Source organism: Arachidicoccus sp. BS20 (assembly GCF_001659705.1).
Lineage (GTDB): Bacteria > Bacteroidota > Bacteroidia > Chitinophagales > Chitinophagaceae > Arachidicoccus.
Genome location: NZ_CP015971.1, coordinates 171,176 through 196,876, shown reverse-complemented (window position 1 = coordinate 196,876; position 25,701 = coordinate 171,176). Strand labels below are relative to the sequence as shown.

General features: G+C 38.5%; 18 protein-coding genes. 9 read left to right on the top strand and 9 right to left on the bottom strand.

The window, feature by feature from the left end; all coding sequences use genetic code 11:
• Positions 1 to 84 precede the first annotated feature (84 nt).
• Complete coding sequence (locus A9P82_RS00890; RefSeq protein ID WP_066203088.1) at positions 85 to 1,284, top strand: C1 family peptidase; 1,200 nt, start codon at positions 85 to 87, stop codon at positions 1,282 to 1,284.
• Positions 1,285 to 1,393: 109 nt separating this feature from the next.
• Positions 1,394 to 2,566 (top strand): carboxypeptidase-like regulatory domain-containing protein, encoded by a 1,173-nt coding sequence (locus tag A9P82_RS00885; RefSeq protein WP_197492200.1) that lies wholly within the window; start codon positions 1,394 to 1,396, stop codon positions 2,564 to 2,566.
• A 211-nt stretch (positions 2,567 to 2,777) separates the two neighbouring features.
• Here A9P82_RS00885 and A9P82_RS00880 read toward each other — a convergent pair whose 3' ends face one another.
• Together A9P82_RS00880 and A9P82_RS00875 are read right to left on the bottom strand one after the other, a co-directional pair.
• Positions 2,778 to 3,539, bottom strand: a complete 762-nt coding sequence (locus A9P82_RS00880; protein ID WP_066203080.1) for a DUF4198 domain-containing protein — start codon at positions 3,537 to 3,539, stop codon at positions 2,778 to 2,780.
• Between the two features lie 91 nt (positions 3,540 to 3,630).
• Complete coding sequence (locus A9P82_RS00875; protein ID WP_066203077.1) at positions 3,631 to 5,970, bottom strand: TonB-dependent siderophore receptor; 2,340 nt, start codon at positions 5,968 to 5,970, stop codon at positions 3,631 to 3,633.
• A 438-nt stretch (positions 5,971 to 6,408) separates the two neighbouring features.
• Between A9P82_RS00875 and A9P82_RS00870 the strand changes: the two genes are divergently transcribed.
• A complete protein-coding gene (locus A9P82_RS00870; RefSeq protein WP_066203074.1) occupies positions 6,409 to 7,656 on the top strand; it encodes a DUF445 domain-containing protein in 1,248 nt (415 codons plus the stop codon).
• Here the strand turns inward: A9P82_RS00870 and A9P82_RS00865 are convergent, their stop codons facing one another.
• From A9P82_RS00865 to A9P82_RS00845, 5 genes are all read right to left on the bottom strand, one after another.
• Positions 7,657 to 8,037 carry a hypothetical protein gene (locus A9P82_RS00865; protein ID WP_156522571.1) on the bottom strand — a complete coding sequence of 127 codons (381 nt, stop codon included), beginning with the start codon at positions 8,035 to 8,037 and terminating at the stop codon, positions 7,657 to 7,659.
• A gap of 120 nt (positions 8,038 to 8,157) precedes the next feature.
• On the bottom strand, positions 8,158 to 9,741 hold the full coding sequence (locus A9P82_RS00860) for a DHA2 family efflux MFS transporter permease subunit (protein WP_066209441.1): 1,584 nt from the start codon (positions 9,739 to 9,741) through the stop codon (positions 8,158 to 8,160).
• Between the two features lie 84 nt (positions 9,742 to 9,825).
• On the bottom strand, positions 9,826 to 10,935 hold the full coding sequence (locus A9P82_RS00855) for an HlyD family secretion protein (RefSeq protein ID WP_066203066.1): 1,110 nt from the start codon (positions 10,933 to 10,935) through the stop codon (positions 9,826 to 9,828).
• Between the two features lie 48 nt (positions 10,936 to 10,983).
• The gene (locus tag A9P82_RS00850; protein WP_066203064.1) at positions 10,984 to 12,360 is read right to left on the bottom strand and encodes a TolC family protein; all 1,377 of its coding nucleotides are present in this window, start codon (positions 12,358 to 12,360) and stop codon (positions 10,984 to 10,986) included.
• Positions 12,361 to 12,523: 163 nt separating this feature from the next.
• The gene (locus A9P82_RS00845; protein ID WP_066203061.1) at positions 12,524 to 13,144 is read right to left on the bottom strand and encodes a TetR/AcrR family transcriptional regulator; all 621 of its coding nucleotides are present in this window, start codon (positions 13,142 to 13,144) and stop codon (positions 12,524 to 12,526) included.
• Between the two features lie 146 nt (positions 13,145 to 13,290).
• On the opposite strand from A9P82_RS00845, the gene A9P82_RS00840 reads away from it, so the two are divergent.
• Positions 13,291 to 13,803, top strand: coding sequence for a DinB family protein (locus A9P82_RS00840; RefSeq protein ID WP_066203059.1), 513 nt, complete (start codon positions 13,291 to 13,293; stop codon positions 13,801 to 13,803).
• A 418-nt stretch (positions 13,804 to 14,221) separates the two neighbouring features.
• On the opposite strand, the gene A9P82_RS00835 is transcribed toward A9P82_RS00840, so the two are convergent.
• Positions 14,222 to 14,668 (bottom strand): transposase, encoded by a 447-nt coding sequence (locus A9P82_RS00835; protein ID WP_066203056.1) that lies wholly within the window; start codon positions 14,666 to 14,668, stop codon positions 14,222 to 14,224.
• Between the two features lie 495 nt (positions 14,669 to 15,163).
• Here A9P82_RS00835 and mazG point away from each other — a divergent pair, with 495 nt between their 5' ends.
• The 3 genes from mazG to uvrC all read left to right on the top strand — a co-directional run bounded on the left by mazG (position 15,164) and on the right by uvrC (position 21,631).
• Complete coding sequence (gene mazG / locus A9P82_RS00830; RefSeq protein WP_066203053.1) at positions 15,164 to 15,952, top strand: nucleoside triphosphate pyrophosphohydrolase; 789 nt, start codon at positions 15,164 to 15,166, stop codon at positions 15,950 to 15,952.
• Entirely contained in the window at positions 15,952 to 19,731 is a 3,780-nt protein-coding gene (locus A9P82_RS00825) for an ATP-binding protein (RefSeq protein ID WP_066203048.1), read from the top strand. Before mazG ends, A9P82_RS00825 begins: the two co-directional genes overlap by 1 nt.
• Before the next feature lie 94 nt (positions 19,732 to 19,825).
• Complete coding sequence (uvrC, locus tag A9P82_RS00820; RefSeq protein WP_066203045.1) at positions 19,826 to 21,631, top strand: excinuclease ABC subunit UvrC; 1,806 nt, start codon at positions 19,826 to 19,828, stop codon at positions 21,629 to 21,631.
• Positions 21,632 to 21,662: 31 nt separating this feature from the next.
• On the opposite strand, the gene A9P82_RS00815 is transcribed toward uvrC, so the two are convergent.
• Positions 21,663 to 23,906: a Tex family protein gene (locus A9P82_RS00815; RefSeq protein ID WP_066203042.1), complete on the bottom strand. Its 2,244-nt coding sequence runs from the start codon at positions 23,904 to 23,906 to the stop codon at positions 21,663 to 21,665.
• Positions 23,907 to 24,065: 159 nt separating this feature from the next.
• On the opposite strand from A9P82_RS00815, the gene A9P82_RS00810 reads away from it, so the two are divergent.
• The gene (locus tag A9P82_RS00810) at positions 24,066 to 24,380 is read left to right on the top strand and encodes a hypothetical protein (RefSeq protein WP_066203039.1); all 315 of its coding nucleotides are present in this window, start codon (positions 24,066 to 24,068) and stop codon (positions 24,378 to 24,380) included.
• Between the two features lie 280 nt (positions 24,381 to 24,660).
• The gene (locus tag A9P82_RS00805; RefSeq protein ID WP_066203036.1) at positions 24,661 to 25,674 is read left to right on the top strand and encodes a PhoH family protein; all 1,014 of its coding nucleotides are present in this window, start codon (positions 24,661 to 24,663) and stop codon (positions 25,672 to 25,674) included.
• Positions 25,675 to 25,701 lie beyond the last annotated feature (27 nt).

Here is a 25,701-nt window from a genome sequence, read left to right as displayed (position 1 = left end):
CGTTTATCAAATTCGTTCTAAAAATTAAAGTCGAACACATATCTTTGGACTTGTCATTAAACTGTTTTAATCAAAAAATAAAAAATGAAGAAAATTTTTCTTTCTGCATTTGCGCTTACGGCAATTTTAAGCGTTGCGAATGCACAAGACAATTTAGTTAAAAAAGCAAGCGAAACTGCAGGCGACAATACTAAGCAAGGATTTCACTTTACCAATGTAATTGACCTTTCCACAACTCCGATTGAAAACCAAGGTTCATCGGGAACTTGCTGGAGCTATTCCACCAATTCATTTCTCGAATCAGAAATGATCAAAGCCGGCAAAAAGCCGTTGCCCCTTTCGCCTATCTATACTGCACGCAATCAATATACGGACAAGGCTGACAGGTATGTGCGTTTTCAAGGCGCTATCGGTTGGGGCGACGGCGGCGAACCGCATGACGTAATTAATATGTACGCAAAATACGGCACCATTCCCGAAGCCAATTATTCCGGTTTGGTAAACGGTAAAAAAATCAACCACTTTGATGGAATGCAAAAGTTGTTGAAAGGCATTATTGATTCTGTTTCAAAGGCTCACGGAGCTATTGACCCGGCAGCATGGAAAGCCCAATTCCAAAAAGTGCTGGACGACAGTCTCGGCGCCGTTCCAAAAACATTTACTTATGAAGGCAAGTCTTACACACCGCAAACCTTTGCAAAGGAAGTCGTAGGTCTTGACCCTGATAATTATGAAGAGTTTATCTCTGAAACCACCGCTCCTTATTACAAAAAAGCATTGATGGAGTGTTCAGACGATTGGGCATTTGTATACGATTACAATGTAACGCCTACCGATTTGACAGATGTCATTGACAATGCTTTGAAAAAAGGCTATACGGTTGCGTGGGGCGCCGATGTATCTGAACCATATTTCAATTGGGCACCGTTTGGTGTGGCTTTCGTTCCGGCAAATGCATCGTCGCTCGAAGGCAAAAGATTAACCCGCGACGAGAAAGCAGCCATCTTCAACGGCAGTAGAGATGAAATGACTATTACGCCCGAAGTTCGTCAAGCCGGATTGGACAATTTAACTACAACCGACGACCACGGAATGCACATCGTAGGTTTGGCAAAAGACCAGGACGGAAAAGAATTTTACATCGTAAAAAATTCCTGGGGCGAAACCAATCAGTACAAAGGATTTTTGTATGTATCAAAAGCGTATGTTCAATACAAAACCACATCTATTTTGGTAAATAAAAAGGCAATTCCAAAGAGCTTGAAAAAGAAATTGAAAGGATAGTTTTTTAGTAAAATGTATGTTTGAAAACGTCGTCAGTAAAATATTGACGGCGTTTTTTTATTATCTCAAATTATTACATTTGAGAATAATTTTGGTAAAACCAGTTTACATGAAGAAATCTTTATTTGTGGCAATTTTCTCGTTCTTTTGTATCAAAATTTTCGCCCAACAAATTTCCAGCTATGTTTACAACAAAAACGGCGAAACACTCGTTGCCGCGACAGTTCGCAATATTTCGACCAATAAAGCAACTATTACCAATGGAAAAGGCTATTTTGAATTAAATACAACTTCTTCCAACGATAAGCTTTCTGTTGAATATATCGGTTATGATACCAAGGAAATTCTTGCTTCATCATTGATAAAAAATGATACTATTTTCATTAATCAATCTTCACACAATTTGCAGGATGTAGTTATTTCTAATGAAGATAAATATGAATTAGTCAGGAGAATTATTGCTAAAACAAAACAAGCGTTGCCGCCATATTGCACCTACAATTATTATTTCAAAGACTTTATAAAAATCGGCGGGAAAATAAAATATTATTCCGATGCGCTTGTAGAAACGGATTTTAATCTTAATAAAAACAACACCTATTTATCGGCATCGCGAAGCCTGAAAAAAATTGACAGCACAGACGAAAAAGTTGTAGGCAAGCTAAAAGTATTTGAACATATAGACAGGGATTTTTCTTATTCTGCCTTGTTTAAATACTATGTTTTCATAAATGATAAAAAACCGGATATAGCAAAAAATTATCGTATTCGTATAATCAATAGTTCTGACAGTTTATTGAAAATATCATTTCAACCGATTGGCAAACAAACATCGCGAACGCAAAATTTAATGACTTGGTTTGTTAATAAAAAAGACTCTCTTATCAGGGAAATACAATTAAAACTTTTGCCTTCACAGATAGGAAAACCGGCTGCAAGTAATTTAGCAAATAAACAATATTGGATAAACAATGAAGAAATTTTCAAGTATGAAAAAAAGGACGATAACTTGCTTTTAAATTCAGTATATGTAACCCAAATTAAAAATGAGACTTCTCGGTTTTTAACGTCTTTCAAGCCTTTTGAATATCAGGCAGATGAAGCAATTATTGTAACAAATACACAGATATCCAATAAAGAAATTCCAAAATCAAAAGACAAAAAAACATATCATTGGTACGAAACTTTGCAATCATTAGGCAAAAATTACACAACACCATTTTGGGAAAATATTTATGGCATTCAGCAAACGCAGGATGAAAAAGATTTCTTTAGCCGTTAATGAAAATACAGTTTCTTTTAAACGTAATATTATCCACCTTGCCTATTTTATTGCATTTGTAACATATTTATCTCAATCCTCCTTTGAGATAAGTGCAAGCATTTTAACCAAATTACAAATCATCATAATCCGTTGGAAACATCAGAAATGATAATTCTCAATTAAGGGGAAAAATCTCGTACCTGATTCTATCAATTATCTTACAAATACATCACGATTTATCTTTATATTCCGCTTTGAAATAATGTATTGTAGCCCTGCTACGAACCGCTTCAAAACTTTTTCCCTGATATGTTCCTAGTGTTTTGTCTGTGTAAATAAAATCTATTACATAATGTCCCGTCCATAACGGAACAAAAGAGAATTTACCGTTAGCATCAGTCTTAATACTCCGTGTCCATTCATTTTCAGCAGATATATTCACTTTTGTATTTTTAAGAACTTTACCCTTAAAAAACAATTGGTAAACAGGCTGTTGGTTGTTCCAGCCTTTTGTTTTTTCTACAAAACATAAATCATTATAATTGCCGGTTGATATATCCGACGAAATTTTTCCTACTGCTGCAAATGCCGTAGAAAAAAAGCCTAAGCGAACAATTCCTATATTATATTTTCTCCAATCAGCAACATTTTCCAAAGTATCTGCGGCGCAAAATGCATAACGTCCTGTCTGTTGCGGTGTAAAGCGTGCCAAATAAAAACTATCTTCTTCTGTTAATGATAATTGTTCTTTTTTACCATCCGGACAGACTACATATAATTGTACGTGTTTAACTTCATCTAAGCGCTGCCCTTTCGTCTCCCGTCTTCCTTCATCAAGCTGACCAAAATATATTTTTATATCTGCCGCCACATTTTGTTTCAGCCCGGCTGAAGGCAACTCAATCCATAAATAATGAGCGGATGCACCTTGAAACAAGCAAACCAAAACGGTTAAAAGAAGCAAATTTTTAAATACGGCTGTTGTTTTCATATTTTTATTTTTTAATAATCTATAATCAAATTGACGAAAGGACATTCTTAAATAGCATGATACATTTTTCTGTTGGTATGTGTATTTGCAACTATATATGCAATGTAAGATTAACAGCCACATTCCTCATTGGCTGCAATTGAAGCCTATTGTTCCAATACTGCTGATTTCCCAAGTTATTCACTTTGATACCAATGCGGTAAACCGGACGGTCGTAGAATATCGTGGCATCAACTATTGTATAAGATGGGACTTTAAACCCTGTAAGATGTTTCAGATTTTCCAAGTCACTTCCATACACACCGCCAAAACCAAAGCCCAAACCGTCTGTAATACCGCCATGAATCGTATAGCTTGTCCAAAGGTTGGCTGTATGCACCGGACCCGAACCGTCTGGTCGCGTACCTGTCAATCCTTCATCGGCTTTCAAATATTCGCTGTGGTTATAAGCATAGCCGGCTAACAGATTCCACCCGCGAAGCGGATTGGCGTTCAACTCAAATTCCACGCCTCGGCTCAATTGTGTACCGTCTTGAATATGATAACCGTTATGTTCCAAATCAGTTCTTAGGACATTATATACTTTTATATGATAATAGCTGATTGTACTCACAAGAAGCCCGTGTATCAAATTGAATTTAGCACCACTTTCCCATTGGTTGCCCGATTCCGGCTTAAACGTCTTTCCTTCATAATCAACTCCACCGACATTATTAAAGCCGTTCATATAATTGGCAAACAATGATATTTTATTCAGCAAAGGTTGATAGACAAGACCGAATTTAGGAGACAATGCCGTTTGCCCGTATTTTCCGTCAACGGCGCCTGTAGTCACATTTTTGGTTCCCTCATCCTGAAACCTGTCCACACGAAGCGCAGCCATAACATCCAATCTCTCAGTAATATTTAAAACATCAGAGAAATAGGCACTGTATGATTTTTGCGATGCATTGGACATTTTATATGTTGCCGTTGCCAGTTTTTGATTTACGAGAGCCATATTAAAATTACCGTAATTGCTTCCGGGGTTTAAAAAGTTTACCGTATCCACAGTAATTGTAGCAGCATTGGAATTAGTAGCATAATCAAAATAGTCCAACCCTAATACTAACCTGTTTCGCATGGAACCGATATGCCAGTCTCCGGTAAAATTCTGTTGTATCTGAAGCGTATTATAATTTAAAGGGCCCGCATTGATTTGTCTTGTCAAAGTAGAGTCCGTAATACCGACAAGCGATTGCTGCGGTCCACTAATATCATTGGTCGTACGTACAAAAGAAGTTTGTGAACGCCAATTTTTTTTGATGACCGTATTAATCTGAGCACGAACATTCAGTTGTTGCGCATGATAGAATACATCATTATTGGTAAAAGACAGGTTATAATTTAAAGGCAAATCCCGAGCGTCTTTGAAAGCCGTTTTCTTATATGGTGTAAACCAATAAGGGCTTGTGGCGTTTCTGTCATAGAACTCGGCATCCACATTCAAGGATACTCTGCTGTTTACCTGATAATACAAAGAGGGAGCCAAAAACGTACTTTTAGTAAAACCTGCATCTTGCGATGACTTATCATCGTTTCTTGCAGCATTCATACGGAAAAGCACAGTTCGGTCTGCATTTAGAGGAGTATTCACATCAAAGGTAAGCCTGTTGAGACCGTAGCTTCCTGCAGTATAGCTTATATTTCCGCCAAAAGAATTATAAGGTCTTTTAGTAACAATATTTGTAATACCACCGAAAGAAGTAACACCTCCACCTGCGCCTCCACCAAATAATACACCGGCAGGTCCTTTTATAACTTCTACCCGCTCTATATTTGCCGGGTCTATATCTGTCATAGTATAGCCCGATACACCGTCTGTGACTACGCTCCAAACCTTAAATCCTCTTGAGGTCATAGTAACCCTTCCATTGGTAGCTGTAGATGCGACACCTGAACCGGATATATTTTTGAAGACATCTTGATAATTCGTAACAATTTGCTGAGCAAGCAAAGTCTGAGGTATTAATGTATAGGTTTGGGGATTCTCCATATTACTCAACGGCATACGTGCAACATAAGAAGATTGTTTATCGCCAAACGGGTTTTTGCTGCCTATTACATTTACTTCAGAAAGGCTATGCGCTGTTTCTTCCATAATAATATCCGGAATAAAAGCAGTATCTCCGTCAGGAATATTTACGTTTATCTCTTTTACTCTTGTTCCTACTTGGCTAACAAGTAATTTATAGCTACCTGCGGGAGCTTTTATAACAAACACACCTTCATTATCAGTCATTGCAGTAAAAGGAGTTTCCGCTAAATTAGCAGTTACCCCTACAGCTGCCTTGTGGTCTTTTGATAAAGCCTTACCTTTTAAGAATCCCGTTTGGGCATTCAGTGAAATACATGAAATCAAAAAAAGAAGTAGTGTCGTTAATTTTCCCATTTATTTTCATTTTTAGGGCGCAAAAATACCTCCAACACTATACAACGATTTACGAAATGCGGAATATCCACTTACGAATTCGGGAATTTTTTTGAGATTTAGAGCCCATTTAAATTTTATAAATCGAAATACCATATGGAGATTTCTTACTCGCGCCTCGTTCGAAATTGCCTAATGTGCATTACACACACGTTTATTATAAATAGAATTTGCTAAAAGATAAAGATGATAATAAATTTGCCGATGGTTACATTGCCTCAAATGCAACCTATATGCTCACACAAGAGAGGATTTAATTTGTTGAAATCTCTTAATTTTCCTGCTGTTAAAACGTTATTTCTCTTGAAACATTTAAAGAGTTAATTTCATGAATCCCACCCGTTCTAATAAGTATTCTGCAAATACATAAATCATCAGGCTTCATTATCTTTGGCACGTATGAACACAACAACAGATTACAAATCCGTGCAACTCAAAAAACATAAAGTCATCGCCACTACATTTTTTGTGGTAATGGCGTTGATTTATATCACTTCAGAAATATTATTGCGAAAAAATTCAGTATCATGGCTCGGTTATGTAAAAGCGTTTTCCGAAGCTGCAATGGTGGGCGCTCTGGCAGATTGGTTTGCCGTTACGGCGTTGTTTCATCATCCGCTGGGATTGAAAATTCCACATACCAATCTGATTGAAGAAAGGAAAAAAAGTATCGGCGATAATCTTGGAAAATTTGTAGTGGAAAATTTTCTCAGCCCGCAAACCATTCGTCCGTATATCAGTAAAATTCAGGTTTCCGGCTATGCAGCGGACTGGTTAGAGAAAGAAAAGAACCGCAAAATGTTGCTTACCGAAATCACAAAAATCATCAACAATATTCTACAAAAAATTGACGATGCTGCGGTGTCAGGTTTCATTGCGCAGAAAGGCGAAGAATTACTGAACAAAGTCGAAATCAACAAAGTGCTTGCATCGGCATTGCAATATGTTGCCGACAAAAAAGAACATGAAAAAATATTGGATTATGTACTTAACAAAGCGAAATATTATGTTGCAGAAAATGAAGATCTGGTGCGTGCTCGTGTGAAAAAAGAAAGCGGCATTTTGGTTCCCGGCTTTGTGGACAATATGCTTGCAAACCGCATAACGGTGGGCATTGCCAACTATTTGCACGAAATTGAACAAGACCCTAATCACTCCATTCGCAAAGAACTAACCCAGCAATTATATAAGTTCATTCAGCAACTGCGCGAAGAAGACAAATGGAAAAACGAGCTGAATAAACTGAAAGAGGGTTTGCTATCCAAAGACAATATTCAGAAGTATGCGACCGATATGTGGAACAGTATCAAGTTTATCTTGCTGATTGAACTATCGTACGATGGCTCGAAACTCTTAACTTATCTGGATAAAAATATTCTTTCTTTTGCCCAAAATTTAAAAAACGATGAAACCATGCGCAAGAATATTGATGCATGGTTCCGCTTGAATGCTTATAAACTTTTTCTGAAAAATGTGAACAACGTAGGCGATTTAATCAGCAATACGGTAGGCAATTGGGAAGGCAACGAACTAAGTCATAAACTCGAACTGGAAGTAGGAAAAGATTTGCAGTTCATCCGTATCAACGGCACACTGGTCGGCGGTTTAGTGGGATTGATAATTTATGCGATAACGCAATGGATATAATCAATCGTCTATTTTTATATAGACTGCATTTGTAAAAATAATACCAGGTGCATCAATCTCTAAAGTATCTTTCCGTACGTAAAAGTAACATGGCAAAGTATTCATAGAAATATTTCCATTCCACTGTCCTAAGCTGTCTGTAGAACTATTGGTTATAGCATAACTTCCACTATCAACAAGTTTGTTTTGTCGGTAATCTTTATATGATGAAGTTGTAAATATTGTCTTATTTCCTGCACCCTGAGCATACATTGTTTTTGGAGAATTAGATTCTATCAATTCCCAAGTTCCCGATAATCTATTGAGTTTTTCCTCAGAATTTTTCTTACAAGCGACAACAAATATTGAAGCCATCAATAAAATTAAAATCATCTTTTTCATAACAATCATTTTATTATCAAAACGTAATTTCTTCTGCTTTCGCCACAACAAATATAAAAAATAAAAAAACGGCAACTCTTACGAATTGCCGTTTACCCATTCATACCATAATCCAAAATTTTAATGTGCCGCCGCGCTCAGATTCACTTTGCCTCTACTCTTAACCATTAGCACAAACGGCACACAAATCATAAACATCAATCCGATGTATAAAAATGCGTCCATATATGACAATATTGTTGATTGTTTTATCACTTGTCCAAACACTGCTTCATAAGCCGCTTGCTTCGCCTGATTCAGCGCCAAGCCTTTAGACGTGAACAAACCTACCATGCTGTTGTAGCGTTGCTGAAATACCACGCTGTTATTCGTCAAATTACCCACCAAATTTGTACTGTGCTTTTCCCCCTGCCATGTCAAAAATGTTGTAATAATTGCAACTCCCACCGAGCCGCCAAGCTGGCGCGCCATACCTGTAAACGCCGCACCTTCGCCAATTGCTCTTCCACTAAGTGTGGACAATGCAAGCGTAGTAATCGGAATAAACATCAGACTGAGTGCAAAGCCTCGTAACATTAACATCCAGAAGAAATTATTAAACCCTGTGAATGGAGTGAGTATTTTGTAGCCCCATAAACTGTAACAAAAAAAGCCTACAAACCCAATGGCAACCAGCAGTTGCTGCTTCACACCCCGTTGTAAAAGCTGTCCTACCACAGGCATCATCAAAGCGGTTACAACGGACGATGGCACCATGATTAATCCTGCCTGGTAAGCCGACCATCCTAAGATATTCTGTAAGAATAACGGAACAATAAATGTAGAACCATACAGTCCGAAACCAAGTATAAAGGTCAGTATTGTCCCTATTTTTAAATTATTATCTTTCAGTACACGCAAATTTACGATTGGCGATTTTGCAACCATCTCGCGCCAGATGAAGAAATAAAAACTTACTGCTGAAATAATAGATGCAATCAAAATAAGCTCGCTACTGAACCAGTCTTCTTCCTGTCCTTTTTCCAACACAAATTGTAAACATCCGACTGCTGCTGCAAGAAACACAATCCCAAACCAATCCACTTCTTTCGCTTTTTTCTTCTCGCCGAATTTGGGACTGCGCACATACCTGATAGTCATTATTGCAGCCGCGATACCAACAGGAATATTTACATAAAAAATGTAGGGCCAGCTATACGTTTCTGTTAAATAACCACCCAATGGCGGACCCAAAGTAGGACCAACTATTACCCCCAAACCATAAATAGCCTGTGCCATTCCACGCTTTTCGGCAGGAAAGGATTCCGTAATTATTGTTTGCGAAGTTACCAGTAATGCACCGCCCGCAGCGCCTTGTAAAAACCGGAACAAAATCAATTCTCCGAGTGAGTGTGCGTTGCCGCAGAGAAAGGAACACAGCGTAAATACAATAATCGATGCTGCATAATAATTGCGCCGTCCAAACTGTTGCGACAGCCAGCTCGTCATCGGAATAATGATAACATTGCCGATTGCATATGAAGTAACCACCCAACCAATTTCGCTCAAAGTCGCGCCCAGATTCCCTTTCATGTCGTTGAGCGCCACGTTGACAATCGTTGTATCTATCACTTCAAGCAGAGCTGCAAGAACGGCTGTAATAGTAATCAGTACGCGCCGCATTCCATACTCGACCAATGAATCTTGTTGTAGAGCCGTAGCCATTTCTTTCAATTAAAAATTAGTAATTAATAATTAGTAATTAAACGTTTTTCATTATCAAAAATGTAAATGAACAAATTTTAATTACTAATCATTCGTAAGATGCACATCCACTTCTACATTCATGCCGGAGCTTAATAAGTTGCGGATTGAATCACTTACATTGGTAAAATCAATTCTTACCGGCACGCGCTGTACAACTTTAATAAAGTTGCCCGAAGCGTTGTCCGGCGGAATTAAAGACATCTTCGCACCTGTTGCCGGAGAAATGGAACTTACCGTGCCTTTCAAATCCAAATCGGGAAACGCATCTACTTTGATTTCGGCAGTTTGACCTGTTCTTATTTTGGTCAATTGCGTTTCTTTAAAGTTGGCAATTACCCATCTTTCGTTATTCGGAACAATGTCGAACAATGCTTGTCCTGCTTGCACATATTGGCCCAATTGCAAGTTCACAGTTCCAACTTGTCCATCCACTTGCGCAGTAACTACTGCATAAGACAAATTCAATTCAGCCGCATCGACTGCCGCCTGCGCTTCTTTAATTCTTGCCTGCGCAGCTGTAACCTGATTAGAAGAAACATTCTTTTGTGAAGCTACAGCCGCAACTTGCTTCTGTGCAGCTGCTTTCTGTGCCTGCAATACACCTAATTGTCTTTCTGCAATTTCTTTCGCTGCCTGGGCTTGTTCAAATTGCTGTTGTGTAATGGAATGGTCTTTAATCAAATTGCTATAACGTTCAAAGTCATTACTCGCGCGCCATAGATTTACTTTTGCTTCTTCAATTTGCGCATCGATAGTTTCAATACTTGACTTTGAACTAACGATATTGCTTTGTGCAACGCCAACACCCGCACCTGCAACGCTTACATTACTTTCTGCGGAAGTGAGTGCCGCTTGTGCATTTTCCAAAGCGATTTTCAAATCGCGTTCGTCAAGCACTACAAGCGTATCGCCTTTGTGTACATACTGATGGTCTTTTACGTGCACTTCTTTGATATAGCCTGCAACGCGCGGAATCACAGGACTGATGTCGCTGCTTATTTGTGCATCATCGGTTTCCTGATGCTTTTGCGAATGCAAATAAGTAACGATGCCGAAAATAATACCTGCAATTACAAGTATCCCGAAAATAATTGCAAACAACGGGTTTGATTTTTTCTTTGCTTTTTGTTCTGTGTGTTCGGTATTTGACATTTTTATTGCTTTAATTTTTTTAATTAATATTTTATTTTTCCCGGATAATTACTGAAGATTGTTGAATTTTTTATTAAGCGTTCCGACGGTTTCGTATATTTTGTTGTACACAACCGCTGCATCGGCGCGGGCATATTCATAATTGATTTTTGCCTGAAGCAAAGCCACATCTGCATCCAGCAAATTGGTTGTAGTTTCGAGTGAATTATCGTATTTGTTTTTGGTAATGCGATAATTTTCTTCGGCTTGCGCAATGGCTACTTTATACACATCTATCTTTTTCAACGCTTCAAAATAATTATTGTAAGCCGTATAAATTTGCGTATGAATATCATCATTCAGTTTATCCCTGCTGATAGCAAGTATTTTTTCTTCGGCTTTTGCCTGACGCACCTTTGCATTATTTTTATACAAAGAACCGATGTCGTAGCTCACGCTTACTCCAACATTTACCACGTTATACAACGATAATGCTTTTGGAATATCTGCTGCCATGTAACCGCCGGCAAATGCCAAAGACGGATATTGATTACCTTTTACAACTTTGGTATTGTATTCGGCAGCCTGCTGTCTGTCCAACAAAGCGAGATAATCAAATCGATTGGAACGAGCCAGATTTTCCAAATCTGAAAGACTTGGTACATTTTCGTCGTTGTCGATGTCGCTGGAGTCAATACCGATAACCGTACTGTCGTTCAAGCCAAGCATGATGTTAAAATTATAGTTGGCAATTTTGCGGTTGTTTTCTGCATCCAGCAATGCGAGTTCTACATTGCTTTCCTGCAATTCAACTTTCATCAAATCGTTGCGTGCGACAATACCGTTGGCTTCCATACTTTGAAAATCTTTCACGCGTTGCTTTGCTGTTGCCAGATTTTCCTGCACCAGCTTTACCGTAGCAATTGCTTTGTACAGATTGTTGTATGCTTCAATTGTATTTTGAATTACTTCTTCTTTATCGTTGCCGGCATCGAGCTTTGCCGCTTCTGCGAGATACTGTGCGGACTTTATCCCGTTGGTAATTTTTCCGCCTGCGAATATTGGCAAACTTGCAGTAAGCATCCCATACACAGCCTGATGCACATTGGGAAACGAAGAACCGGAGTTACTATCGTCGCTGCTGTTATCGTCATCATCATTGCTCGACAAATCCGGCGAAATATTGATATGCGGTTTCGTAAGATAATAATATGCGCCCGAAACTTTCAAATCGGGTAGTTGATTATTTTTTGCTTCGGATACGCTTGCAAGCGCCTGTTCTACTTTTGCAGAAGAAAGCTTTAATTGCTTGCTGTTATTCAGGCTAAGCTGTATGGCTCCCCTTAAGTCAAGGGTCGTGTCGGTTTGCTGTGCAAATGCAAACACAGGTGCAGCCAGCACTACCACCACAAGAAGTAATCTACATTTTTTTAATAATTGCTTCATTCGTTATTATTTATATTTATTTTAGTCTAATTTGATAGCATTTTTCATCCCGACAAGCTCATAGATTTATAAAACTACCACTCTCAAATAATTCTTGTCAAATCTATTTCGGCAAGCGTACATTATTCTAAGGCAAATCGTTTTTAATAAAAACATAATGTTCTTATTTTTTCAACAAATACGCTCGCATCAACTGCTTCAGATAATCCGCGACTTTCTTCCTTATTTTTGGGTCGGTAAACGGGTCAGTATTATCATCAAGGTCTTCAAAAACCACATGGCATAATGTTCTTGACAAAAACACATGACGTACTGTGCCATAAATCGTAGAGATGACCAAACCGGGTTCTACTTTTCTGAATTCCCCGCATTTAACACCTTCTTCAAGAATTGCCCGTGTAACCCAGGAGTTCCTTTTAAATATATTTCCGATAGCCTGATTCAGGTCCGGACGTTTATTCAGCATCACTTCTGCCTGCAATACTTTATGAAAATGGCGGTCTTCCAACACTTTTTCTACCTGGTAATCAACAACCTTATCTATTTTCTGAATGGAAGAAAGTTTTTTGTCGTTCAAAACATTTTCCAAAACTTCTCTATGAAGATTAGCGCGGCTTTCAACAATTGTTTCGAACAATTTTTCTTTAGTACCGAAATAGTAATTAATCATCGCAATGTTTACGCCCGCTGTACTTGCTAAGTCGCGCATAGACGTACCTTCAAAGCCGTTTTGCGAAAACAATTCAACAGCTACATTTACGATATGAGTTTTTTTGTCCGTCATAATTCGACTTCCCTTTTTAATTTCACGCCGCAAAATTAAACAATTGTTTAAATTAATCAAACATTTGTTTAAAATATTTATGCACACTAACAACGATTCGGGGAAATTTTTAAAATAACTTAGCAGCGTACAAATCAATTTATCACATGGAAAACAAAAGAGAGGTTTGGCTGCGTGGGAATAAAACAAATGGCTTGTCTCCTTTGCTACAACCCGTTGCAGATGCATTGTTGCAGGCAAGAGAAGAAATAGAAAATGCGTTGCAAAATTTTCCTGATAATTTGTTATGGGAAAAGCCTGCCGGCTGTGCCTCTGTCGGGTTTCATTTAAAACATATTGCAGGCTTTCTCGACAGATTGCTTACTTACGCCGAAGCAAAACAACTTTCACAAGAACAATTTTCATATTTAAAAAGTGAAGAAACCGTTGACGAAAGCACAACGATTTTCTTAGTGAACATGGTTACACTGCGTATTGAACAAACAATAGAACGCTTAAAAAATCTTCCTGAAAATATATTAACCGAAAAGCGTGGTGTAGGCAGAGCAGCATTGCCTTCAACCGTTATCGGACTTTGTATTCATGCTGCGGAGCATACAATGCGGCACACGGGCCAATTGATTGTAATGGTAAAGATTTTGGCGGAGCAGTTTAAGTAAATTGATAAGATAATAAGGTCATAGTTTTATACGCAATCTTATTACTAACGTTTGGCAATGTCAAACTTTTTTATTGTACAATAACCTTAGTAACAAAAGCCACATAATATATCCAAACTTTATTAACTTATATCATCTCATTCCGGCATTTTTCAGTAATAAGGAAATAAGGCTGTGCATCATAGAAACCATTTTATCACTAAGGTTGCATTGCTTATTTCATTTTGCTATACATTTGCATCAAGCGAAAGGCATCTTAGTAATTAGCCCTCATTCCGTTCGGATGGAAATCGGGAGAGTAATCGAAAGAGAGCCGCTTTAGTGATTCCGAAATTAAAAGATTTGGCGACGCCAAATCTTTTATTATAATATCAATAATAACCTTAATAACCAAAGTTACATAAGCCTAGCAACCTTATTAGCTTATATCCCACTTTAACGTTTTTTGATAATGTTTCATAAACTTATCATACTCTTCTGCAAAGCTAAGTTTCTTATGATGTTCCGGCTGATTGAGAATGTATTTGCAAACTTTATCTATATCTGTTTTGGAAATGGAAAACGCAGAAGCAGATTGTTGCCATGAGAATACACCGACACTCAATTTATTGTCATTTATAAATTTTGCAGAACTGTCTGCTACAATCGTTGCCAACACTTCTTCGGATATTTTAGGAGAACGAGACACAAGAAAATGTATGTGTTCTGGATTTGCATAAATGCTATATAGTTTTGAATTATTGTTGTTCACTATTCCCGTAATATATTTTTCAATTCGCTCTCTATTCTTTTCAGTTATTAAAGGAAGTCGGCACTGAGTTATCAGGATAAAATGCGTGTAAAGGTTATTGTATTCTATTTTCATGTTCGTTTTTTTATAAGGTTATGTGGCTAAGAATGCTGATTCGATACTAAGGTCATAAGTTTTTTTTCATTCGATTCTTACAACAAATTTAATCGTATTTCTTTAGGAGCTGTTTAAGTTAATTGTCTTTTTTCTTTAACCACAGAGTTATCGGAGCAATTCACAGAGGGAACGAAGAAAATCTCTTTAAACTCTGTGCAAATCTCTGCTTACTCTGTGGCTACATAAACCTTCAGCATCGTTAGTTTTCAATTAATTTTAACAAGTTCTTACTCACATAAAAATATCGAAATTTATGGCTCGTTCAAATACAAAAAACATTTCCTTACCTTAGTAACAATAGACGAACAAGCCCCCTCAACCTTATTAGCTTATATAGCGTTTCAAAACCTTACCATTAATTCTTGTGTAATTTATTTTACACAAACAAACTCAACACATTTTCCAAAAAAATGTAAACACTCGGTATCTTTACTTGCAAAGAAACCATTATCAATGAACAATAATATTTTATCCGAAAAATTTTTGCGTCTTGTACAAATTATGGACGAGTTGCGCGCACAATGTCCTTGGGACAAAAAACAAACCATCCACACGCTGCGCACCATGACAATTGAAGAAACGTATGAACTTGCAGATGCTATCGACAAAGAAAACTGGCAGGAAATAAAAGAAGAACTCGGCGATTTGATGCTGCATTTATTATTCTATTCCAAAATAGGTTCAGAACAAACCCACTTCTCTTTCGTTGATGTTTTGGAAACCATTACCGAAAAAATGATTAAACGCCATCCGCATATTTACGGCAACGTAGTAGTGGAAAATGAAGCCGACGTAAAAAGAAACTGGCAAAAAATAAAACTCGAAAAAGAAGGAAAAAAATCTGTACTAAGCGGCGTTCCGGCTGCATTACCGTCGATTGCCAAAGCGGCGCGCATTCAGGAAAAAGCAAAGCAAGTAGGCTTTGAATGGGAAAACAAAACACAAGTCTGGGAAAAAGTAGAAGAAGAATTGAACGAGCTGAAACAAGCCGAAAATACAGGCAATGCGCAAGAAACAGAAGAAGAATTTGGCGATGTATTTTTTAGTTTGATAAACTACGCACGATTTTTGAACATAGATGCAGACGCAGCTTTGGAAAAATGCAATCGAAAATTCATCAAACGATTTCAGCTGATGGAAACTTATGCAGGCGACAATAATCAATCGCTTACAGAAATGTCGCTTGATGAAATGGATGAACTTTGGAACAAAGCAAAAGCGCAAACCCGCAATAAAGATTAATGACAGGGATAAAGTTTTCAGATACATTCCGCAAAACCATTTTCAATCACGGCTATCTTTTGATTATAGCTGCGTGGCTGTTTACCATTTCCTTTGTCATCAGTAATTACTGGGCATTCAATTCCACGCCGGCGAAAGTTAAAAGCAGCTTTGAATCTTATCTGTCGGAAAGAGAAAACAGCTTTGAAAAAATAACGACAGACCGAAACAGCATTGCCGTTTTGCTGGATAACAGCGCCGATAAATCTTCTTTAAAAATAAACGATGCAGATTTCGGATTGTTTATATTTAATGTTTCAGATTCCGGCATTGTTACCGAAAAATATTGGAGTACATTCAACATGACGCTGAATGCTTCAGACTTAGCAAAGAACGACGGCTTCTACCCTTTCGACGGCACAAACGGATTTTTTGAACTGCTGAAAAAAACAGTTTCTTATCAGGGAAAAAAATATATTGTTGCAGCGCTTGTTCCTATTAAATGGAAATACTTTATCGAGAATAAATATTTTACCAACTCGTTTGCCAATTCGTCTTTGCTCGACAACCGCTACTTTATCGACAACAGCGGAAAAGGTTATCCGGTCTATAATTCACGCGGAAAAGTGGTTTTTAAAATAAGTGAAATTCCGGGAAGCGCGGGCAATTATCCCAACACTTGGTCAGCAATTTTAAAAATTGCCGCTACGATTTTTATACTGATTTTCATACACAGCATTATCAATGAGGTAACTATCGTCAATGGTTTCTATGTAGGCACTTTCTGGTTGATGATAACAATTGTATTGCTACGCGTAATCACTTACTCGTTACCCATCCCGTTTGACTTTCGCAACTACGAATTATTCTCGCCGCTGATTTACGCATCAAGTATGCTCAACTCCTCGCTGGGCGATTTGCTTATCAATGTCTTGCTGTTTTTCTGGGTCGTATTTTTCATCAAGTACCGCCACAAAGATGTTGTACCGGAAGATATTCCGCCAATATTCATCAGGTATAAAAAAATATTTGGTGCAATTGCCTTGTTTTTATTTGCATTCTTCACGCTGAACATGCTGAACATTGTTTGCAGCCTCGTTTTAGACTCAAGAATACCTTTGAACGTTACAGATTTTTTTCATTTGAATTTTTACACAGTTATAGCATTTATCGTTCTTACATTTATTATTTTAAGTTACTTCAACCTATCATATTTTCTGTTTCTGTCTGCCATCAACGCGGGTTATGACCTGCTTTGGAAAATTGCCATCGTAGTTGCATCTGCATTATTTATCATCAGCATACAACACACATCGGGCATTATTTTTATGCAGTTGGCTACGGTTGTCTGGTTGATTTTGTATTGCATTATTTTGCATTACAGAAAAGAAGATATTGCATCGCCTATTATCAGTTCGCCGTACTTTTTGTTTTGGCTGATGTTCTTTGCGGCATCTGTTACAGTTGTTATAAGAACAACCAACAGCAAAGAGTTTGAAGAGCGGAAAAGAACAGCTGTCGATATTGCCATGCAGGCAGATAATGAAGGCGAAAACTTGTTGAAAATGGAAATCAATGACCTTTCCAATTTCTCTTTTGACGAAAGTTTTTCACGTTTTTATTCGCCCGAAGAAAACTCGTTTATCAAAGACAGTTTGCTTACCAATACCTTTCGCGGTTTTTTAAATAAGTACGAATCTGCGATATACACTTACGACAGTTTACAACAACCTTTATACAACAAAGATTCCACATCGTTCGACGCACTTAATGCAATGATTGGCAGCATTGGTAAACAAGGGAGCGTTTCGGGTTTATACACTTATCCCACGGAAAACAGCGTTTTTAATTACATCTATCGCAAGAAAGTAATTTCCGAAAAATCGAATACGCTTATCGGGTATTTGTTTATCGTCATTAACCCTAAACGCTTTATCAACAGCCCGTTTCCTACTGAGTTGCTGCATGGAAGTTCATTGTTGTCCGATAACCAAAATCCCGATTATTCTTATGCCGTTTATAAAAACAGAACGCTCTCTTCAAGCAGTAACGATTATGATTTCTCGGATTCCATCAGCGTTGCACAAGCGCCGCCGGTCGGGGATTTCAGAGAATTAAAATCAAGTAAGGCAAAAGAACTTTGGTATAATCCGGGCAACAATCTCGTGGTAGTTCTTGCAGAAAAAAACAATAATTTCATTGCAAGCATCACGCTGTTTGCTTATTTGTTTTTGTCTTTTGTAGTGCTGATTGTTTTGTTTAAAATTATCGGCTTTGTTATCCAGTCGAGATTCAGATGGGACATTATTAAACAAGCATTTGAGTTTAAAATTCGCTTTCAGATTCATGCGACCATTATTTTTATCAGCCTGTTTTCTTTTATCGTTATCGGTATTTCCACCATTTCGTTTTTCATTATGCGGTTTGATAAAAGCAACCAGGAAGTTCTTACGCAAAACCTGCAAGTGCTGGCAAATGAAATTCAGGAAAGTCTGAAGACAGAGCTTCCTTTAACATTGCAAACGCCCGATGAATTGGATAATTTTTATAGCAGCGATTTGGTGGAAAAACGCGTAATTGAACTTGCAAACCTGAACAACGATGAGGTAAATTTATACGACAAAAACGGCACATTGCAGGCATCGTCGCAGCCCTACATATACAATCAAAATATTGTCAGCAACAAAATGCAGCCCGATGCGTATTATCAAATGCGCTATAAGCATCGTATCAATTATTTACAGGAAGAAACCATTGGTAAGTTTCAATATCTGAGTGGTTACGTGCCTTTGTACGACAGGAATAAAAATGCTTTCGGCTATCTCAATATTCCGTTCCTTCATTCGCAAAGCGAGTTGCAGCAAGAGATTTCGAGCTTCATGGTTACGGTTATCAATTTGAATGCTTTGATATTTTTGCTTGCGGGAGCGATTGCCGCATTGCTTACGTTGCGCATTACCAAATCATTTTCTTACATCAAAGAAGAAATGAGTAAAATCAATGTGGGCATCGAAAATAAAGCACTCGATTGGAAACGCAACGATGAGATTGGCGACCTTGTGAAAGAATACAACATCATGGTGCAAAAGCTGAACGAAAGTATTAAGGCATTGGCACAAAGCGAGCGTGAAGGCGCATGGAAAGAAATGGCGCGGCAGGTGGCGCACGAAATCAAAAATCCGCTTACGCCGATGAAATTAAGTTTGCAATTTCTGCAACGTTCGGCACATAACGAAACAGCGAACATTCGCGATTTATCACAAAGAATACCAACATTGCTGATTGAGCAAATTGACCAATTGGCGCGCATTGCAAGCGATTTTTCTCAGTTTGCCAATATTCACAATGTAAATCCCGAAACATTCAATCTGAGCGAAATGCTGGCTTCATTGGTTATGCTGAATAATGCAAATGATGAAGTAAACATCAGCTTTGAAAAAACAGATGAACCTTTGCTCATTTATGCAGATAAAGTCCAAATAAACCGTGTGTTTACCAACCTGATTAAAAACGCTATCGAGGCAACCGAAGCCAAACAAACCGCAGAAATTCACATTAAAGAATTGCGGGTGGACAACAACGTTTTAATAAGCGTTCAGGACAACGGACAAGGAATTTCCGTACAACAGGCGAGCAAAATTTTTGAACCGAACTTTACCACAAAATCTTCGGGAACAGGCTTGGGACTTGCGATTTGTAAAGGCATTGTAGAAAAAGCCGGCGGACAAATTTGGTTTGAAAGCGATGAAGGCGAAGGAACCACTTTCTTTGTGAGCTTACCGTTGGAAGTGGAAAGTTGAACCACAAAAACAAAGGATAAAGTTTGAACCAGCTTCCACACTATTGACTTTTTGACTAAATGACGTTATTGACTTTCCTCTTAACTTTGCATCAATGACGTCTCAGGAATTTCAACAAATCTCACACACGATTCCCAATCATCCGGGCATTTATAAATATTTTGACGATGCAGGCACACTTATTTACGTGGGCAAGGCAAAGCATTTGCGCAAGCGCGTAAGTTCGTACTTCAACAAGACCGTGAGCAATTTTAAAACGTATGAATTGGTTCAACGTATTGCACGCATTGAGTTCACGATTGTGGACACGGAACAAGACGCTTTTCTGTTGGAAAATTCTTTAATCAAACAATTCCAACCGAAGTACAACATCATGCTGAAAGACGATAAAACTTATCCTTTCATCGTCATCAAAAAAGAACCTTTCCCACGCGTGTTCCTCACAAGAAGAAAACTGAAAGACGGCTCGGAATATATCGGTCCGTTTACGGCTGTATGGCGTGTGCGCGAGATTCTTGATTTTATAAAAGAGAACATTCCGTTGCGCACTTGCAAATTGAATTTGACAAAATATAATATCGAACGCGGCAAGTTTAAAGTGTGTTTGGAATATCATTTGGGAAATTGTAAAGGTCCGTGCGAAGGCTTTCAAAGCGAAGAAGATTATGCAGAATCCATTCAGCAAATCCGGCAAATTGTGAAAGGAAATTTGTCGCCGTTGATGAATCATTTTAAAAAAGAAATGCAAGACTTTGCAGCCAATTTACAATTTGAAAAAGCCGAATTAATCAGGCAGAAAATTGTTGCATTAGAAAGTTATCAGTCGAAGTCTGTAATTGTGAGCGCGCATCTTGGAAACCTTGACGTATTCAGCATTTCAAAGGAACACGAAACGGCTTATGTAAATTATTTAATGGTCGAAAACGGGACAATCATTCATACACACACAGTAGAATTACAAGCACAAATCGAAGAAACAGAAGAAGATATTTTGTTGTTTGCTATCGCAAATTTGCGCGAGCAGTTCAATAGTTTTTCAAAAGAAATTATTGTTTCAAAACCAATTGAATTTCCCGATAACTCAATAACCATCACAATTCCGAAAGGCGGCGATAAAAAGAAGTTGCTGGAACTGTCGGAAAAAAACGTGAATTATTTTAAAGAAGAATTGCGCAAGAAAAAAATGTTGCGCCTGGAAGAGCAAACCGAAAACGATAAACAAAAAGTACTGAAACAGTTGCAGGAAGATTTGTCTTTACCTGCATTACCTGCACATATCGAATGTTTTGACAATTCAAATTTCCAAGGTTCATATCCTGTGTCGGCGATGGTTTGTTTTAAAAACGGCGTGCCGAGCAAAAAAGATTATCGTCATTTCAATGTGAAAACTGTTGAAGGCATCAATGACTTTGCAACCATGAAAGAAGCTGTACATCGGCGTTACAGCCGACTGCAACGCGAAGAAAAACCGCTTCCGCAACTCGTGATTATCGACGGTGGCAAAGGGCAATTGAGTTCTGCAATGGAAGCGATTAAGGAATTAAGCCTTGTCGGTAAAATGACCGTTGTGGGGCTTGCAAAAAATGAAGAAGAAATATTTTTTCCGGGCGACAGCCAATCTTTGAAACTTTCGTGGGACAGTGAATCATTAAAGCTCGTTCGCCGCATCCGCGACGAAGTACATCATTTTGGCATTACATTTCATCGTGATAAACGCTCGAAAGGAACTTTTAAAAATGAACTGGAAGAAATTACCGGTATCGGCAAAGCCACAGCAGAACAGTTGTTGAAGCGTTTCCGCTCCATCAACCAGATAAAGCAATTAACCGAAAGAGAATTGACCGCGGAAATCGGCGGCAGCAAAGCGCAAAAAGTGTGGAAGTATTTTCATGAGGAATAAAATACTTCCACAAAAGAAGCTGATATAATCTTTATTTCCCGAATTTCTTCTTCAACAAACTCAGCGCGTCATTCATGTTCATAGATGAAACATCTTGTTGCGGAGCTTGTTTTTTATGCTGATGATTGCCGCCTCTTTTTTGCGGCGTGGCATTTTCATTCGCCTGTTTAATCGACAATGCAATGCGTTTGCGATTAATATCGACTTCCAGAACTTTTACCTGCACTTTATCGTTCAGCTTTAATGCTTCATTCGGGTCGGTAATGTATTGATGCGAAATTTCTGAAACGTGAACCAATCCGTCCTGCTTTACGCCAATATCCACGAAAGCCCCGAACCGCGTGATGTTCGTAACAATTCCGGGAACAATCATACCAACGGAAACGTCTTCAATTTTATAAATATTTGCGTATTCAAATTGCTCCAGTTCGCTGCGTGGGTCAAGTCCGGGTTTCTTCAACTCGTTGAGAATATCTTTAATTGTATGCTCGCCGAAACTTTCGGAAACATATTTCTTGACAGGAATTTCATTGATTAATTTTTCATTGCCGATTAACGCTTTTATATCAACCGACAAATCGCTTGCCATTTGTTCAACCACTTTGTATGCTTCGGGATGCACGGCGCTTTCGTCCAAAGGATTTGTTCCGTTTTTAATTCTTAAAAATCCTGCGCATTGCTCGAATGCTTTTCCGCCCAAACGAGGAACTTTTAATAATTGTTCCCGCGTTTCAAACCTGCCGAGTTCACTTCTTTGCTTGATAATATTTTCTGCCAGCGAAGGACCGATGCCGCTCACATAGCTCAATAAATGTTTGCTCGCCGTATTCAGATTGACACCAACTGCATTCACACAACTTACCACAGTTTGGTCTAATTTTTCTTTCAAACGGAATTGATTTACATCGTGCTGATACTGTCCCACGCCGATGCTTTTCGGGTCGATTTTTACCAACTCCGCCAAAGGATCCATCAATCTTCTGCCGATGCTTACCGAGCCGCGAACCGTAACATCGTAATCGGGAAATTCTTCACGCGCCGTTTCCGAAGCGGAGTAAACAGATGCGCCGTCTTCATTCACTAAAAATACAGGCAAGTTCAGTTGCAATGACTTGATAAACTGTTCCGTTTCGCGTCCCGCAGTTCCGTCGCCGATAGCAAAGACTTCTGTTTGGTATTGCTGAACTAATTTTTTAATGGTGTTTTCCGCGTCTACAATTCTATGATTTTTTTCATGAACAAAAATCAAATCGGTTGTTTGCAATTCGCCTTTTTCATCTAAGACTACAACTTTGCAACCTGTACGATAACCGGGGTCAATTGCCAAAATTCGTTTACTTCCTAAAGGCGATGAAAGCAAGAGCTGGCGAAGGTTTTCGGCAAATACATTAATCGCTTCCTCATCGGCATTTTGTTTCAACTGCGCACGAAATTCTGTTTCCAAACTCGGCTGCAACAATCTTCTGTATGATTCTTTGATTGCTTTTTTTACTTGCTCAACAGAACCGTTCAAAGAATTTTTCACATACAACTCTTCTATTTTTTGCAAAGCAAATTCTTCTTCCGGCGAAATGCTCATGCGCAAAACTCCTTCCATAAAACCGCGCAATACCGCCAACACACGATGCGACGGCACTTTGGAAACCAACTCGGAAAAATCAAAATAATCTTTGTACTTCGCTCCTTCCGTTTCTTTTTCTGCAATTACCGAACTCTGCAAAGTCGCTTCGTCTTCAAACAGCTTACGCATTTTTGCACGCACCAGTGCATCTTCATTTATTGTTTCCGCGATAATGTCACGCGCACCTTGCAACGCTTGTTCTACAGTCGTAATTTTTTCATTGAAATATTTTTCCGCTTCTGTATTTACATCAATGTTCGTTTGTTCCAAGAGCAATGCAGACAAAGGTTCCAGCCCGTTTTCTTTTGCCGTTTGCGCTTTGGTTTTTCGCTTCGGTTTGTATGGCAAATAAATATCTTCAAGTTCGGCAAGCGTAGTTACATTATTAATTTTTTCCTGCAAGGCTTCCGTCATTTTTCCTTGCTCTTCAATCGTTTTTTCAATGAATGCTTTACGCTCGGTAAACTCTTTTAAAAACTTTGCTTCGTCCTGTATTTGTTGTATCTGAACTTCGTCGAGCGCGCCTGTTTTGTCTTTGCGGTAGCGCGCAATAAACGGTATCGTGCTGCCTTCCGCCAACAAATTCAAAACAGCTTCCGCTTGCGCGGGGCGTATGTTCAACTTCTGTGCAATTACTTGTGCAAATTCTATCATCTTCTTTTCAAATTTTTCGGACGGCGAATGTAGGAAACATTTGATATTCTGATTCACTAATCTAAGAAATGTATTCATCATCATTTTTTAACATCCCTAAATTTTTTGGCATAGTTTTTAATTCGTATATTTATATCTTCAAACTAAAAATTATCAACCATGGGAGTAGATGCAAAACACATAGCCACATTTTTGTTGGGCGCTGCGGCAGGTGCAGCCGCGTTGAAATATTCATCCATGACCGATGAAGACAAAGAAAAACTGGCGCAAAATTTAAAAGACAAAGCAAGTAAGCTGAAAGATGAAGCTTCTACTACTTTTGATAAAGCGCACGATTATTTTTCAGAGCTTTCGTCCAAAGGTTCGGAATCTTTAAAGGAACACTGGGCTGACGCAGAAAATTATCTTAAAAATTTATTCGGTAAAAAAGACGATGCCCCTGAGCCGGAAGACCCGACCGCAGCGACTGCATAATTCTTTTATTCAGTAAAAATTTAAAAAGCGCGTGTCCAAAAGATATGCGCTTTTTTAGTCGGAACCGTGATTTGTATGATTTTGAAGATTGCAAGGATTTATTATAACTCTCATAAATAATCTGCGTTCTATTTATCAAAACAATTCAACATTTATAATTCATCATTCTTCAATAAGTAATAAACATCTGTTGATAACTAAATTTGTAAACAGAAATACTTACTTCGTAAATTAGCTAAGAAAGGTCATTTATATTTAATCACTTTAAATACTAATCAAATTGACAGACACTATTATCGAACTAAACACGCTCAACCCAATTGAATTCTTCGGAGTAAACAATGCCAAACTGAATCTTCTCAAGAAACGCTTTCCATTACTTAAAATTCTTTCCCGCGGTACGCAAATAAAACTGAGCGGCGCACCCGAATATGTAGAAGAAGCCAAAGAAAAAATCAACCTGATGCTTCAGTACATGGAACGCAGCGGCGACCTTAGCGACAGCTATTTTGAGGAAATTCTCGGGAGCATTGATGAAGGAAAAGTGGATAATTTTCTTGAAAAACATCCGAATGATGTACTCGTGTTTGGACCAAACGGAAAAACTATTCGTGCGCGTACAGCCAACCAGAAAGCAATGGTTGCTTCTGCCGATAAAAATGATATTGTTTTTGCCATCGGTCCGGCAGGAACCGGTAAAACTTATACGGCTGTTGCCATTGCTGTGCGGGCATTGAAAAACAAACTGGTCAAGAAAATTATTCTTACGCGCCCGGCGGTAGAAGCAGGCGAAAGTCTTGGCTTTTTGCCCGGCGATTTGAAAGAAAAAATCGACCCGTATCTGCGTCCTTTATACGATGCGCTGGATGATATGATTCCTGCGGACAAGCTCGGTTATTATATGAGTACGCGCACCATTGAAATTGCGCCGCTTGCTTATATGCGTGGACGCACGCTGGACAATGCTTTCATCATTCTGGATGAATCGCAGAACGCCAATGATTTACAATTGAAAATGTTTTTGACACGAATTGGTGCAAATGCGAAAGCTATTATCACAGGCGACCCTACGCAAATCGATTTGCCCAAAAACCAGCGGAGCGGCTTGTGGAAAGCGGTTTCTATTTTGAAAAATATCGACGGCATCGGACACATCGAACTGAATGAAGAAGATGTGGTAAGGCATCGTTTGGTAAAACAAATTATCAAAGCGTACAACAAAGCCGACGAAATTACTGAAGAAGAACATCGCTTTTACACGCACAAAAAATCGGAAAAAGAAAGTACGCTCTAAAAAATTAAGCCTAAGTTTGCATGATTC

Coding starts and splice junctions, on each gene's coding strand:
- A9P82_RS00870 (WP_066203074.1), top strand. CDS start 6,409: ATGAACACAACAACAGATTACAAATCCGTGCAACTCAAAAAACATAAA.
- A9P82_RS00835 (WP_066203056.1), bottom strand. CDS start 14,668: ATGAAAATAGAATACAATAACCTTTACACGCATTTTATCCTGATAACT.
- mazG (WP_066203053.1), top strand. CDS start 15,164: ATGAACAATAATATTTTATCCGAAAAATTTTTGCGTCTTGTACAAATT.
- A9P82_RS00810 (WP_066203039.1), top strand. CDS start 24,066: ATGGGAGTAGATGCAAAACACATAGCCACATTTTTGTTGGGCGCTGCG.
- A9P82_RS00825 (WP_066203048.1), top strand. CDS start 15,952: ATGACAGGGATAAAGTTTTCAGATACATTCCGCAAAACCATTTTCAAT.
- A9P82_RS00815 (WP_066203042.1), bottom strand. CDS start 23,906: ATGATAGAATTTGCACAAGTAATTGCACAGAAGTTGAACATACGCCCC.
- A9P82_RS00840 (WP_066203059.1), top strand. CDS start 13,291: ATGGAAAACAAAAGAGAGGTTTGGCTGCGTGGGAATAAAACAAATGGC.
- A9P82_RS00875 (WP_066203077.1), bottom strand. CDS start 5,970: ATGGGAAAATTAACGACACTACTTCTTTTTTTGATTTCATGTATTTCA.
- A9P82_RS00845 (WP_066203061.1), bottom strand. CDS start 13,144: ATGACGGACAAAAAAACTCATATCGTAAATGTAGCTGTTGAATTGTTT.
- A9P82_RS00890 (WP_066203088.1), top strand. CDS start 85: ATGAAGAAAATTTTTCTTTCTGCATTTGCGCTTACGGCAATTTTAAGC.
- A9P82_RS00855 (WP_066203066.1), bottom strand. CDS start 10,935: ATGTCAAATACCGAACACACAGAACAAAAAGCAAAGAAAAAATCAAAC.
- A9P82_RS00860 (WP_066209441.1), bottom strand. CDS start 9,741: ATGGCTACGGCTCTACAACAAGATTCATTGGTCGAGTATGGAATGCGG.
- A9P82_RS00850 (WP_066203064.1), bottom strand. CDS start 12,360: ATGAAGCAATTATTAAAAAAATGTAGATTACTTCTTGTGGTGGTAGTG.
- A9P82_RS00885 (WP_197492200.1), top strand. CDS start 1,394: ATGAAGAAATCTTTATTTGTGGCAATTTTCTCGTTCTTTTGTATCAAA.
- A9P82_RS00865 (WP_156522571.1), bottom strand. CDS start 8,037: ATGAAAAAGATGATTTTAATTTTATTGATGGCTTCAATATTTGTTGTC.
- A9P82_RS00880 (WP_066203080.1), bottom strand. CDS start 3,539: ATGAAAACAACAGCCGTATTTAAAAATTTGCTTCTTTTAACCGTTTTG.
- uvrC (WP_066203045.1), top strand. CDS start 19,826: ATGACGTCTCAGGAATTTCAACAAATCTCACACACGATTCCCAATCAT.